This is a genomic window from Psychrobacillus sp. OK028, assembly GCF_900103605.1.
In the GTDB taxonomy this organism is placed as follows: domain Bacteria; phylum Bacillota; class Bacilli; order Bacillales_A; family Planococcaceae; genus Psychrobacillus.
This window is the reverse complement of the sequence record NZ_FNHY01000001.1, coordinates 184517-197814: the sequence shown is the minus strand read 5'-3', so window position 1 is coordinate 197814 and position 13298 is coordinate 184517. Positions and strand designations below refer to the sequence as shown.

Below are 13298 nucleotides of genomic sequence, written 5' to 3'. Positions count from 1 at the left end.
CTTTCATCTATGATTGAACAATCGTTCCCTCTTTAAGAATGATTGCTTCTGTTGAGTGAGCGACAATTTTATTTCCCTCTAAAATAGGAACTACATCTACTTTTTCGAAATGGTTCAACACATAAGAAATCGATGTTCCATAACCTAAAGAATCGAGTAAGTGAGCCGTTTCTGATGTTAGTAACCCCTCGAATTTTTGCGATAGAGCATGTACGAATGCTTCTCTGGCCAATTTAGAAGAATCGGATAACAAATAATCTCCTTTGTTCATCAAATGATATATGACATGGCCAGCACCTATAAAATCCTCCATCGAAAAACGATTATCATTTCCTGAACAAATTATCACGATCGAAGAATCATCCTCCTGTTCGTGTAAAAAATCCGCAACCTTATGTCCGTTAATGAGGGAAGAGATTATTAGTTTTTTTGCATTCTCTGCTTTTTTTATAGCTCTCGTTCCATTTGTAGAGCATATAATTGCCGATTTCTTCGTTTCACTATGGACCACTAAAGAAGGGTCAGGGTATTGAAACCCTTCAATAGCATCTCCTTTAGATTCCCCCAATAATATATAAGGTTCATCTATTTCTTTTGAAAGCAGTAAGCCACTCACACTATTTTCCACTGCATATACCGGGCAATAGTTTTTGTCGATTAGAAAAGTGATAGTAGAGGTAGCCAAAAATACATCTAGAACAACTACCGTACAGCCCTCGATTTTTTGTACATCAACTGCCTCTTTTTGTGTAATGACGTGAACTTTCCTCATATAATCGTTTCCTTTTATGAATTATAGTAGTTCTTCAGGACCGTTATCCTCAATTTTCATAACCAACGTCGGTTCATTAATCATTAGATTTCGAATTAAAACAAAGATATTTTCAATAATAATCATTACAAACGCAATAGGAATGATGAAAAACAGAGGATACAAAGGATAAAGTGTTCCTGCAGCTGGAAACGCTGTTTTTCTTTCTAATCCGTTCATGGCATATTCCATACTAAACTGTACGATCAGGGCAAGTATAAATAGCTCAATAAGAATCATTACAATAACAAATATTCTTTGGGCTTTTATATTTACCTTTTCCAATAGCATATCCATCTTAGGTAATACACCAGAAGCGTACATAAAAGCTAATCCAGGAAATACGACGAGCGGCATTAAATAGTTTTGGATTATTTCGAAGCCGCCTCGGATTGAGCTATTAAACAAATTACGCATCACTACGTCATAAACAATCATGAGCATCATCACTAGAATGAAGAGACCGCTTATAATTACACCAATTTTCTTCAAGTAATCGAATATTTTATATGCCTTCCATACTGAATCCATTTAGGTTCCTCCTTTCATTAATTCATCAACCCTGGTAGCCATGTTGCTAATCCTGGGAATACAATCATTAATGTACAAACGAAAATCATGGCAACAATCGCGAAAACCATCGCCACTTTAAAGATCTCTGATGATCGAATACCACTTACACCCGCTACCGCATACACACTCAATCCAACTGGGGGTGTCAGTAAACCGATTGTACAAATTACAGCTATGAATACACCGAACCAAAGTATATCAACTTGTAATTCTTGAATGATTGGTAGAATTACAGGAATGGACATTAATATTACAGCTGCACCTTCTATGAACATGAACATAATGAAGAGAACTACAGAAATTGCTATTAACACTAGTACAGGAGAATCCATAATCGGTTCTATTAAAGTAATTAACTTTCTTGGCAATAAAGATAGAGAAACAAATCTACCAAAGATTTGAGCACCTATCATAATAATCATTACCATTCCTGTTAGCCGAACTGTTTCTACTAGTGATTTTGTAAAGAACCCTAAATTTACTTTTCCTAATGATAATGCAGCAAGTAAACCTATAAACGCTCCAACTGCACCTGCTTCAGTAGGGGTAAACATCCCTGAATATATTCCTCCGAAAATTACAAGAACGATTAGGAAAGCAATAAAACTAACGATGAATAATCGAATAGTAGGAATTTTCCTCGTTTCTTCCACTGGTTCAGCTAAAACTGTACTTGCCAGCTCTGCTTCCATAATCGAAACGGTACTATTACTTCTTTCAAAACGGTAATAAACGAGCATAACTAAAATAAAGACAAACATGGTGATAATTCCCGGTATAAAAGCTCCAATAAAAAGACTTCCTACTGCTGTTTCAGTAGCTACTCCATACAAAATTAATATAATACTAGGTGGGATAATCCCCGACAGAGAGCCACCAGATGCCGCTATGGCTCCGGCAAGCGGCCCACTATAACCGTGCTTACGTAATTCTGGAATAGCAACCTGGCCCAATGAAGCGGAAGTTGCAGTTCCTGAACCCGATACTGCTCCAAGCATCCCACCAATTATTAGCGTTAGTACGCCTAGTAAACTATTTTTTCCTTTAGAAACTTTATGGACAATGTAAAATATGTCCTGAACCATACCTGAATGTAAGATAAACTGTGCCATTAATACAAATAGAGGAATAGTAGTTAATGTATAACTAGCCACCCTATTAAAAGGTTCATTACCAAGCAAGCCTGGTAATATATCGAATCCTTCTAGCAATATCAAGCCAATAATTCCACTTGCAAATAGTACTGAATGTATATACATTCCCGAGAGTAGCAGAACAATCATTAATACTAATATAATGCCGATAACTAATAAGTTATCCATATTGGTCCTCCTTACAATCTACTTAGTAGGAAGAGAGAAAAATTCTCTCTTCGTTTAAACGATGCATATAGATTACTTCAGATTCTTAACTGATTCTGGTACTTTTCCTCCATTTTCAACAACGAGATCTGCCCAGAGTTTTACTAATTCTTTACCTGGTTGACCATTATCCTCTAATAGCTTTGCATAGCTGCTCCAAGTATCTTCAATACCTTTGTTAAAGTGATCTTGTACTTCTTGGTTTAGAGAAGAAAACTCCACAAACTTTCCGCCTTTTTCCTCATTCTGCTTAATAGCAGCTTCTGAACGAGTAATCCATTCCTGCGCTCCCGCTTCAAAAATTTCTTCATTTGCTTGAGTCATTGCTTCTTGTACATTTTCAGGCATTTCATCCCATTTTTCTTGCGTCATTCCGATAAACGTATTAAAGTGACCAAAATTAATACCAGTAACGGTATACTTAAAAAGGTCCTGGAATCCATAACCAGTCCAGTCAGCTATACTGTAAAAACTACCATCAAACGTTCCTCGGCTTAATGAATCATACATTTCAACCGCAGGCATTGTTACACTACTTAAACCTGTTTCTTTCGCATACATTTCATGTATTCTAGAAGGAGTACGTAACGAAGTACCAATTACATCCTTCGCAGATTTGAATTCTTTTCCTGTCGTCGAAATGGAATATTCCTGTGTAGTAGATACCGGGAAAACTTTAAATTTACCAAACTGAAGCTCTGAAAAAGTTTTACCATCTGCTAGTTCTACATCGCTTTCAAGTAGCGATTTCCAAGCCTTTGAAGCAATAAAGGTATCTGAATGATTAAGTGGCAGCATTGTAATTTCTGCCATCGGGAATTGGTCTGGTTGATAGATTGGTAATACAAGTGATACGTCAACCGTTCCTGATTCCAAAGCTTCTGCTTCATCTGGAACAGCAACCAATTCTCCACCGGTAAAGCTTTCAAACTCAACCTGCCCATCCGTTAATTCTTCTACTCGCTCCATCCATGGTTCCATTGAAGCAGCCCACCAAGCATGCTGCGCACTTAATCCGGTTGCCGCTCTTAGTTTGATCTTTTCTCCTTCTGCATTTGCCTCACTTGAATCGTCTCCACATGCTCCAAGTAACAATGATGCACTTAAGCCTAATGTTAATAACAGACTCCATTTTTTCATGTACTTTTCCTCCATTCATTTTGGTATTGAATTCGAGCATTTATTATCGCTGTACTTTTTATTTCATTTACCTATAAACTGAGGCTCTCGTTTTTCAAAAAATGAGGAGATACCTTCTTTATGATCATTGGTTTGTAGAAGCATTGCCTGTATAACATTTTCCTGCTGGAATGCAGTTTCTTTATGAAGCTCACCGACATGGTTTACTAAATACTTTACGTATTTATTGCTTATCATTGGACCTTTTACAATGAATTCTGCAAATGCAGTTGCTTCCTCAACTACTGAATGCTCTGCAATTCTATTTATAATTCCATAGTCTTGTGCTTCTTCAGCTAATAATACTTTCCCACTAGATATCCATTCTTTCGCAATAGGTGGAGAAACACGCTCTGTTAATAGCTTGATAAGTCCTAAATCCGGTATCAAACCTATATTAGTAAAGCTTAGTGCAAACTTTGCGTCTTTTTCTGCTACGATAAAATCTGCAGCTAATGCAATACTAAAACCTGCACCTGCTGCATATCCGTGAATAGCAGCAACTACATATTTATCTATGGAAAGCAATTTTTGTGAAAGGCTTGAAACATAGTCAATCCACCTTAGCGCAGCAGAAGGATTATCCATGTTTTTCATCGAATCAATATCTCCTCCAGCACAAAAGGACTTACCTTCGCCCGATAGAATAATCACTTTTACCTCTTCATTTTCCGAAAGTTCATCTAAAGCTTGAAGCATTTCTTCTACTAAAGGTTTCGAAAGCGCATTCAATTTTTCAGGTCTTGTCATCTTCAAATAACCAATCTGATTGTTCACTGTTAATTCCACTAAGTTTCCCAATTTTTATTCCTCCTTATTTAAGATTTAAGGGGTAACGACTAATTTGCCATAGGTTTTCCGGTCTGCTAAATGATCTAATGCCTCTGGTACATCTTCAAATAAGTACTCCTGATAAATAAGGGGGCGTATTTTCCCTGCCAGAAAAAGTTTCATTAACTCGTCATGAGCTTTTTTTACCTCATCGGGATAAAGTTTTCGGAAAAGCCCAAAATGTACGCCAACAATAGAATAATTTTTTATAAGCGCATGATTCGTTGGAGCATCGGCAATACGACCTCCTGCAAATCCAATAACTAATATTCTGCCTTCAAAGGCAATACATTTTCTTGATTGGTCAAAGGTGTCTCCTCCGACCGGGTCAAAAATAATATTTGCGCCTTTTCCATTAGTTTCCTTTTTGACAATCTCGATAAAATTCTCCGTACGATAATTAATCACAACATCTGCACCTAGCTGTCTACAAATCTCTAACTTTTCATCACTGCCTGCTGTTGCTATCACATACGCTCCTGCAGCTTTTCCTAACTGAATCGCTGCCGATCCAACTCCACCCGAGCCTGCATGTACAAGCAATACTTCTCCAGCCTTAATCCTTCCAGTACGATGAAGAGCAAAATAGGCCGTTTGATAAGTGATAAAAAATGCGGCCGCTTCGCTAAAAGAAAGTTCATCAGGTATAGGAAAAACATCCACTTTCTTCACTGTCACCCACTCAGCTAAACCACCGTTAGGCAGTAGCGGTGTTGCTAAAACACGTTGACCTTTACTAAATGCCTCTCCATCTGAAGCTTCTACAATTCCTGCAATTTCTGCCCCTGGTATATACGGCGTTTCATGCGTTTCTTGGTATTTCCCTTGGCATTGTAAAATATCAAAAAAGTTAAGTGCAGCTGCTTCCACTTTCACTAATACCTCTTTAGAAGACGGCTCCGGTTTTGAAGTATTTTGTAAATCCAGCACTTCATTCGGCTCACCAACTCCATTTATAAACCACGCTTTCATCAATCGAACCGCTCCTCCCTATGTCAATTGCTCACGTAATTCTAGCTTTCCAATATCACGTAGGTGAACTTGATCAGGTCCATCGACAATTCGAAGTGTACGCGCATTAGCCCAATGAGCTGCTAGTGGGAAATCATCGGTAACTCCTGCTCCTCCAAATAGTTGAATAGCACGATCAATTACGTTTAACGAAACGCGTGGAGCTAAAATTTTGATCATCGCAATTTCTTTCCGTGCGCCTTTTGCGCCAACCATATCCATTTTGTGAGCTGCGTGTAAGGTCAACAGACGGGCCTGCTCAATTTCAATACGACTTTCAGCAATAATTTCTCTGATAACATCTTTATCTGCTAACTTTGAGCCAAATGCTTCTCTTTCATTAGCCCGTTTACATAGAAGTTCTAGTGCTCTTTCAGCTGCTCCAATCGCTCTCATACAATGGTGAATTCTACCTGGTCCAAGCCGTCCCTGGGCGATTTCAAATCCTCTTCCTTCACCTAAAAGCATGTTGGATGCTGGAACACGAACGTTATTATAATGTACTTCTGCATGTCCATGAGGGGCATGATCATAACCGAACACAGGTAAGAATCTTTTTATCTCTACTCCTGGTGTATCAAAAGGAACTAAAATCATAGATTGTTGTTTATGCTTTTCAGCTGTTAAATCTGTTTTTCCCATCACAATAGCAATTTTGCAGCGAGGATCAAGAGCTCCTGAGGTCCACCATTTTTTCGCATTAATCACATATTCATCGCCATCTCGAACAATACTTCCTTGAATATTAGTAGCATCTGAAGAGGCAACCTCAATTTCTGTCATCGAAAAACATGATCTTATTTCTCCACTTAATAGTGGTTCTAGCCATTGTTTTTTTTGTTCCTCCGTACCATATTTGAGGAGCACTTCCATATTCCCTGTATCTGGTGCATTACAGTTGAAAACCTCTGGAGCTATTAAAGAACGTCCCATAATTTCACAGAGATGTGCGTATTCATAGTTAGTAAGTCCTTGACCATATTCATCGTTATCCATAAATAGATTCCAAAGATTTTGTGACTTCGCTTTTCCTTTTAGCTCTTCAATAATTGGAGGAACTACCCAACGACTTTCTCCCTCATTTAACTGCTGCTCATATACGGCTTCATTTGGATAGACATTCTCATTCATAAATTGAACTAATTGCTCTCGAAGGACTTCCGCTTCGTGTGATAATTCCTTAAGCATTTGTAACTCCCCCTAAATTCTTTAAGTTATTTTTTAGTATTTTTCCAGATGCATTTCTTGGAAGTGTATCTAAAATCTCCAATTCCTCTGGCACTTTAAATTTGGCTAAATGCTTTAAACAATGCTGCTTTATATCCCAAAAATGTTCTTCTGTTAAATTAGGTCCGACGATAAAAGCTTTCACTTTTTCTCCGAATATCGGATCTGGCTCACCAATGACTGCCGCTTCTATCACTAATGGATGATTTTTTAATACATCCTCGACTTCAATGGAAAAGATTTTCTCTCCTGCACGATTGATCATATCTTTCATCCTATCGCGGATATAAAAATAGCCTTCATCATCGACAATACCTATGTCACCAGACTTCCAAAATCCATCGCTAAAGCTACTAAGATTTGCGGAAGGATTATCCCAATACTCTTTAATCACCATTGGACCTTTTATAAAGAGCTCCCCGGATTCTCCAGGTTGACATTCTTCTCCTAGTGGATTCATCACTTTTATATCCGCAACTTTAACAGCCTTTCCAACGGACGTTACTTTTGTATTTGGATAACTTACTGGCATTAAGGTTGCAGGTGAGGTAGTTTCAGTTGACCCATACGCGTTGTGTAAGCTAGCATTCGGAAATGCTTTCTGTAACAACTGAAACGTTTGCTGATAAATAGGGGATCCACCAAAAGCAACTTTTTTCACAAAATCAAATGAACCTATTTGAAACTCTTTGCTCGTGAACATCATGATGAATATAGTAGGAACGTTAAATAAAAAGTTAATCTGATTTTCTAGAACTCTATGAATATACTCTTCGTTTTGATAGCGTCGTATACTATAAACTGTTCCTCCGATGTAAAACATATGGAGTAACTGACCAACAAGCCCCGTCACATGAAACATTGGTACAGCAATAGCTGTTTTTATCGATTCATCTGTTTCAAATACCGTTGCGTAATTCATCACACTATGAATGACATTTATGTGACTGAGTACAGCACCTTTAGGACGTCCCGTTGTGCCTGAAGTATAGAGAATATAAGCACTATCTTCCTCATGGACGTTTGACAAATAAGGTGTTTCAATTAGTTCTATTAATTTGGAAAAGGTGTTATCTCCCTTAATTTCGAAAACAAATTTCTTACTTGGTAAAACTGTAGAATCCATTTGTTCAATCGCATTTATCTTTTCTTTAAATTCATTTTCATAAATTAATATCTTTGGTTTTGAATGCCCTAAAATATAATGGATTTCGTCAGGAGAAAGCTTCACATTCACAGGTACCATTATGGCTCCGATTTTAGAGCATGCAAGAACGCTTAAAGGAAATTCACTTCCATTCCCAATGAGGACAGCTACTCTATCCCCTTTTTCAACTCCATAACCATTCTGAAGATTCGAGGCAATCCGATTAGAAATCTCATCCAATTGAGCATACGTAAAGCTCTCATGTTCTGTTATTACTGCATCGTTACTTCCATATTTCTCCACTGTATCTAGAAAAAACTGGTTGATCGTTGTCGGTCGATTCACAAATACCTTTACTCCATTTCTACCGAATAACTGAGTACTTTGGAACTCCATCGTATCCCCCCTAAATATTATCTGTTAACTATTAAATTTGAAGATTCTGATATTTATAGGCAAAAAAATATACTTTTATAGACTCTCAATAATTACTGTCATTCCTTGACTACCACTGTTGCATATACTAGCTACACCGTATTTTAATCCTCATATCAATAGAATTCCCAGCAGTCACAGTACCACCCTTTTTAAAGGGTGGCATAGACTAGTCAATTTTTCTGATGTTGCATCGGGTTTAATATGTTCATAGTCTCAGACTAAAATGCCACACTTTTATTTAACAATTTTCAATAAATACTCTGAGTATATTTTCTGTATATCCTCCATCGACTTTTCGCCACCAGGCTTATACCATTGCTGTATCCAGTTCATTGAACCTAATAAAATCATTCTTCCTACCTTTGCTTCAGTTATTGTAAATTCACCATTTGCCATACCTTCTTCAATAACTAAATCAAACCACCTAGCATAATGGTTACGCTTAGCAAGTATGGGACTTAATTGTTCTTGGGAGAATGTTTGATCTGGTCGAATAATCATATTGAATGTTTCTTTTTCTTCAATGGCGTAACGAATATGCGAAATTATCATTCTGCGCAGTTTTTCCTCGCTTGTAATATTTGTTTCATAGTGGCGCTGTAGTTCTTCGTCTGCCTGCCCTAGCACTAAATCATGACACTGGAAAATAAGATCTTCCTTATTTTTAAAATAGTAATAGAGAGAACCCTTTGTCATTAATAGCTCTGCTGCAATTTCTTCCATTGTCGCTTTAGCATAGCCTCTCTTATTTACAATTTTTACTGCAGATAAAATTATTTCTTCTTTCTTCTTTTTAAGTTTTTTTTCCGAGAGTTTCACATCGGAACCCCCTTTTAATAATTGGTGTAAACATAAAATTGTAAGCGCTTACATTATTCTTTTTAGTAAATATTTTTTCTACGCCCTGTACCAATACTATAATCCACTAAAAATGATAAGTAAAGATTTTTTTGAACATTGTTTAAATTTTAAATATAAAATATTTATTTTATATAAGTATGAATTAAACCCTTTATTTCATCACTTAAACATAATTTAATTTTTGAACAAAATATTATATTGAAATAAATTCCACTATATTCAGGTTAATTCTTTTGGAAAAAGGATTGAGTCTAATAAGAAGTGGGTATAAATAGAGAAAGGGAGTGATGAACATGGCAAACGGTAATACAAGATCCATGTTAATAGGAGCAGCTACCGCACTAGCAGCAGTATACTTAACAAACAAAAACAATAAATCACAATTAAAAACAGCAGTGAAAAATTCTAAAACTAAACTTGATTCGAAGTTGTCTTCTCAAAACAGAAAACCAAGTCAAATGACGAAGACAGGTTTTTCAGACCCGCATGATCCAGATGATAATCGTATGGTTGAAGAGGGTGCAATGACAAGTGTTCAATATTATAACGAAAATGTACAAGACGCCAACTCAAAAGCACAGGCAAAACAAGCATTTCCAAAATCCCAGCAAAAGAAACTAGCAAAAAAAGTAGAATCGTTACCGGAAGACAACAACGATTCGCCAGCAAAACAGGAAAATACAGCACACTTATAAAATTAGAGTAAAAAAACACCAGTGTCTTAGACACTGGTGTTTTCTACATATCTAATGCTCTTAGCCCATTACGAGCACTTAATCCTCCACTAATTCAACCACTGCTTGAATCTCAATACCGTTCAAACCCTGTGTAGCTAAACGGTCTGCTTCCCCATTCAATTTCCTTGGTACTAGTTCGTATTCCGCTTGAATACCTAGCTCTTTTAGTTTTGCTTCAATGCGATCAGCCCAGCCTGTTAAATCTCGCTCGATTACCGGCCACTCGCCGTTTAAATGATTAATAACGACCTGTGAATCCCCTATAAAACGAACAGGCAAATGATGAACACCTAGTAAATCCAGTTCCTTTAGTCCTAGATGCATGGCTGCGTATTCTGCTTCATTATTCGATTCTAAACCCGTTGTAGTAGCATTTCTTCTTAGTCGATATGCCTTTCCATTCTGTTCATAATAAATGACACAACCAAGTCCTGAACCTTTCGTTTGACGGTCATATCCTCCATCAAAATAGACCGTCACATTATGTGGCTCTGTCTCAATACCCTTCAAATAACCTTTTAATTCCTTCACAGTCCATGAACTATCGAACCGATCCACAAAGGTCACCTGCTTTAGTCGTCCCGTTCGCTCCATATCTTCCGCAAACAAAAGTGCTTGTGCAGCTGGTACTTCTTCTGAAAAGAATTCCATGAGCGCTCCTGGCGGCGTTTTATACACCCACTCCATTCGTACCTTCACATCGCATTCCTCCTTCATTAGCATTAATATTCCCATATCGACAATAAATCTTCATAAAACATGAAAAAATGTATCACAACATAAAGAAAATGTGACACATTTTTTATTTATTATAGTAAATAAGTCATTTTCAGCATAGGTAAAAAGAATAAAATATCCATTTATGCATATCCTGAAGATTTTTTATTGGATATCTAGTATATTTGAAATGCAAAAAGAAATTAATACACTTTTAATTAAGTATTTCGTACCCTTCTAAAATACTCATAGGATTTTAGAAAGTTGCAATACTTGATACATGATTGGAGGAACTTATTCTATCAATAGATGTTTAACGAAAATGCTGAAAATCACCCAGTTATATCTAAGTATTGCCTTTTATTCTGTTTGATTGCTTGAATGTAGAATGGAAGCTCCTGAAATTCAAAGATGAAAAGAGCTTGTCTATATACTTCTCTAATTTCCGAAACTGGTGCATCTTTCTTTTCTAAACATTGTCCCTTGTAATAGAGAAATTGCCCGGTAAAAAAGAAAAAGGATGTCTCTTTAGCCTTTTGAATACCAAGATTTGCGGTTTCCATAGCTGCATCATAGTCTTGGATATCATACAGTGTTTTGCACTTATTAAAAATAACAATAATTAGAGTCTCATAAATTTTATAGTCATTATAATTTTTATGAATATGCTCTTTAAGGATTTTATTATAATAGTACAAGCACTTTTGTATTTCTCCCAATTCACCATAGACATTAGCAATTGAATTGTTAATTTTTATGTGTAGAAAACGGAACTGGATAGTTGTTTGGTTTGAAGTGTTTAAAATGTTCTTCAATCTGTTTATGCATTCTTCTGGAGTAATCATCTTCAAAGAATATCTTGCTGTATTTAGCATGTATTCTAAATATAGGTTTAACCAAATATTATCTTTATCTATTTTGTTAGCATTTATTATTGAAATGACTTTCTCATAATTATGGACTTTTAAGTTAGACTCTATATCTTTAATAAGCATTTCACTTTCAAGTACATTTTTATGAAATAACATTTCTATAAAGTATTCAACTGGGACTTGTAACTTTAAAGCTATTTTTAATAAAGTATCTATTGCTGGATATACTTCCCCAGCCTCGATTCGACTAATCGTCGATTGTGTACAAATATCTTTTGCGAGCTCTTTTTGGGAAATACCCAATTCAGCTCTCAACTTACTTATTTCTAAGCCTAAATATTTCATTTCCAAAAGAATCACCCCATATTTAATAAAAAGGACGGTAAAAACATGAAAAAACTATCTATTATTCTATTAATCGTATTAGCAGTAGCTTTATATCCAAATGGAAGTAACGAAACTGCAGCATTAGTTAATGGTCCAGTAACTACTCTTGATCTTCCATATGTCCACTAATTAAATCGAAATCCAATAAAATTATACCATTAATTTTATTGGATTTTCTTAAAAAAACTCGATAAGGAGATAAATCATGCAGACAAAAGCAGAACTTAAAGCACAGCAAACCTTACAAAATCAGCATAGCTCTGATTCAAATAGTACTCATAATGATGGATATAATAGCAAAAATGCGCCTAATCAAGTACTTGTGCCTACAGTTACTGTATTGGAAGCTGACCTTGTGCATGCTATCGAGCGAAACGAATTTGTGTTGTATTACCAACCTAAAGTGGATGCAAAATCTAATCAAATTATTGGAGCAGAAGCACTAATTAGATGGAATCATCCTAAGTTCGGACTTATTTTACCAAATGATTTTATTCCACTTGCAGAGAAAACCGGCTTTATTAATCAAATTGGCAAATGGGTTAAATATACTGCTTGTAAGCAGAACAAAGCTTGGCAGGATGCAGAATTGCCAGCAATTCCGGTTTCTATTAATTTATCTGCTTCACGCTTTCTTGAAAATGATTTAATCTGCAGCATTATGGAAACATTAAAGGAAACGCAATTGGATCCACGATACTTTGAAATAGAAATTACAGAAACTTCTATTCTTGAAAATGAAACTGTCGTATTCTCTATGTTAGATCAATTACGAAAATTAGGGATCAAAATTGCCTTAGATGATTTCGGAACTGGGTACGCATCTTTGTCTAACTTACAATTGTTCCATGACAAAATTGACATTCTTAAAATAGATCGTTCTTTTATTAAGAATCTTCGCAACCCTAAAAATGATGAAGCAAACTTTATAGTACATATGATTATCCAGCTTTCGAACCACTTAAATTTGAACATCGTTGCTGAAGGAGTAGAAACAAAGGAACAGCTAGAAGTTTTACAAAGTTATAATTGCGATACTGTACAAGGCTACCTATACTCTAAACCAGTGCCAGCAAGTGAATTTGCTGAGTTATTGAGCAAAAGGAAAATTGATATTGCATAAATTTTTCCTCATGCTAACTCATC

General features: G+C 36.1%; 14 protein-coding genes. 3 read left to right on the top strand and 11 right to left on the bottom strand.

Annotated elements, in window-relative coordinates; translation table 11 throughout:
- Positions 1-7: 7 nt before the first annotated feature.
- The 9 genes from BLR36_RS00655 to BLR36_RS00615 all read right to left on the bottom strand — a co-directional run bounded on the left by BLR36_RS00655 (position 8) and on the right by BLR36_RS00615 (position 9397).
- The gene (locus BLR36_RS00655) at positions 8-772 is read right to left on the bottom strand and encodes a 2-phosphosulfolactate phosphatase (RefSeq protein ID WP_093059386.1); all 765 of its coding nucleotides are present in this window, start codon (positions 770-772) and stop codon (positions 8-10) included.
- A 21-nt stretch (positions 773-793) separates the two neighbouring features.
- A complete protein-coding gene (locus tag BLR36_RS00650; protein ID WP_093059384.1) occupies positions 794-1342 on the bottom strand; it encodes a TRAP transporter small permease in 549 nt (182 codons plus the stop codon).
- A 17-nt stretch (positions 1343-1359) separates the two neighbouring features.
- Positions 1360-2706 carry a TRAP transporter large permease gene (locus BLR36_RS00645; protein WP_093059383.1) on the bottom strand — a complete coding sequence of 449 codons (1347 nt, stop codon included), beginning with the start codon at positions 2704-2706 and terminating at the stop codon, positions 1360-1362.
- A gap of 72 nt (positions 2707-2778) precedes the next feature.
- The gene (gene dctP / locus BLR36_RS00640) at positions 2779-3885 is read right to left on the bottom strand and encodes a TRAP transporter substrate-binding protein DctP (RefSeq protein ID WP_093059381.1); all 1107 of its coding nucleotides are present in this window, start codon (positions 3883-3885) and stop codon (positions 2779-2781) included.
- Positions 3886-3948: 63 nt separating this feature from the next.
- Complete coding sequence (locus tag BLR36_RS00635; protein ID WP_254771301.1) at positions 3949-4725, bottom strand: enoyl-CoA hydratase/isomerase family protein; 777 nt, start codon at positions 4723-4725, stop codon at positions 3949-3951.
- A gap of 24 nt (positions 4726-4749) precedes the next feature.
- Complete coding sequence (locus BLR36_RS00630; RefSeq protein ID WP_093059379.1) at positions 4750-5727, bottom strand: NADPH:quinone oxidoreductase family protein; 978 nt, start codon at positions 5725-5727, stop codon at positions 4750-4752.
- 18 nt (positions 5728-5745) lie between these two features.
- Positions 5746-6954, bottom strand: a complete 1209-nt coding sequence (locus BLR36_RS00625) for an acyl-CoA dehydrogenase family protein (protein WP_093059377.1) — start codon at positions 6952-6954, stop codon at positions 5746-5748.
- Entirely contained in the window at positions 6947-8536 is a 1590-nt protein-coding gene (locus BLR36_RS00620; RefSeq protein WP_093059375.1) for a class I adenylate-forming enzyme family protein, read from the bottom strand. Before BLR36_RS00620 ends, BLR36_RS00625 begins: the two co-directional genes overlap by 8 nt.
- Before the next feature lie 276 nt (positions 8537-8812).
- Positions 8813-9397, bottom strand: coding sequence for a TetR/AcrR family transcriptional regulator (locus BLR36_RS00615; protein WP_093059373.1), 585 nt, complete (start codon positions 9395-9397; stop codon positions 8813-8815).
- Between the two features lie 335 nt (positions 9398-9732).
- On the opposite strand from BLR36_RS00615, the gene BLR36_RS00610 reads away from it, so the two are divergent.
- Positions 9733-10134, top strand: coding sequence for a hypothetical protein (locus BLR36_RS00610; RefSeq protein ID WP_093059371.1), 402 nt, complete (start codon positions 9733-9735; stop codon positions 10132-10134).
- Between the two features lie 78 nt (positions 10135-10212).
- Here BLR36_RS00610 and BLR36_RS00605 read toward each other — a convergent pair whose 3' ends face one another.
- Together BLR36_RS00605 and BLR36_RS00600 are read right to left on the bottom strand one after the other, a co-directional pair.
- Positions 10213-10875 carry a ribonuclease H family protein gene (locus BLR36_RS00605; RefSeq protein WP_093059369.1) on the bottom strand — a complete coding sequence of 221 codons (663 nt, stop codon included), beginning with the start codon at positions 10873-10875 and terminating at the stop codon, positions 10213-10215.
- Positions 10876-11225: 350 nt separating this feature from the next.
- The gene (locus tag BLR36_RS00600) at positions 11226-12110 is read right to left on the bottom strand and encodes a helix-turn-helix domain-containing protein (protein ID WP_254771313.1); all 885 of its coding nucleotides are present in this window, start codon (positions 12108-12110) and stop codon (positions 11226-11228) included.
- A 45-nt stretch (positions 12111-12155) separates the two neighbouring features.
- Between BLR36_RS00600 and BLR36_RS19125 the strand changes: the two genes are divergently transcribed.
- Together BLR36_RS19125 and BLR36_RS00595 are read left to right on the top strand one after the other, a co-directional pair.
- A complete protein-coding gene (locus BLR36_RS19125) occupies positions 12156-12281 on the top strand; it encodes a hypothetical protein (RefSeq protein ID WP_256370989.1) in 126 nt (41 codons plus the stop codon).
- A 76-nt stretch (positions 12282-12357) separates the two neighbouring features.
- A complete protein-coding gene (locus BLR36_RS00595; protein ID WP_093059365.1) occupies positions 12358-13275 on the top strand; it encodes a putative bifunctional diguanylate cyclase/phosphodiesterase in 918 nt (305 codons plus the stop codon).
- Positions 13276-13298 lie beyond the last annotated feature (23 nt).

Coding starts and splice junctions, on each gene's coding strand:
- BLR36_RS00625 (WP_093059377.1), bottom strand. CDS start 6,954: ATGCTTAAGGAATTATCACACGAAGCGGAAGTCCTTCGAGAGCAATTA.
- BLR36_RS00610 (WP_093059371.1), top strand. CDS start 9,733: ATGGCAAACGGTAATACAAGATCCATGTTAATAGGAGCAGCTACCGCA.
- BLR36_RS00650 (WP_093059384.1), bottom strand. CDS start 1,342: ATGGATTCAGTATGGAAGGCATATAAAATATTCGATTACTTGAAGAAA.
- BLR36_RS00595 (WP_093059365.1), top strand. CDS start 12,358: ATGCAGACAAAAGCAGAACTTAAAGCACAGCAAACCTTACAAAATCAG.
- BLR36_RS00645 (WP_093059383.1), bottom strand. CDS start 2,706: ATGGATAACTTATTAGTTATCGGCATTATATTAGTATTAATGATTGTT.
- BLR36_RS00655 (WP_093059386.1), bottom strand. CDS start 772: ATGAGGAAAGTTCACGTCATTACACAAAAAGAGGCAGTTGATGTACAA.
- BLR36_RS00620 (WP_093059375.1), bottom strand. CDS start 8,536: ATGGAGTTCCAAAGTACTCAGTTATTCGGTAGAAATGGAGTAAAGGTA.
- dctP (WP_093059381.1), bottom strand. CDS start 3,885: ATGAAAAAATGGAGTCTGTTATTAACATTAGGCTTAAGTGCATCATTG.
- BLR36_RS00600 (WP_254771313.1), bottom strand. CDS start 12,110: ATGAAATATTTAGGCTTAGAAATAAGTAAGTTGAGAGCTGAATTGGGT.
- BLR36_RS19125 (WP_256370989.1), top strand. CDS start 12,156: ATGAAAAAACTATCTATTATTCTATTAATCGTATTAGCAGTAGCTTTA.
- BLR36_RS00630 (WP_093059379.1), bottom strand. CDS start 5,727: ATGAAAGCGTGGTTTATAAATGGAGTTGGTGAGCCGAATGAAGTGCTG.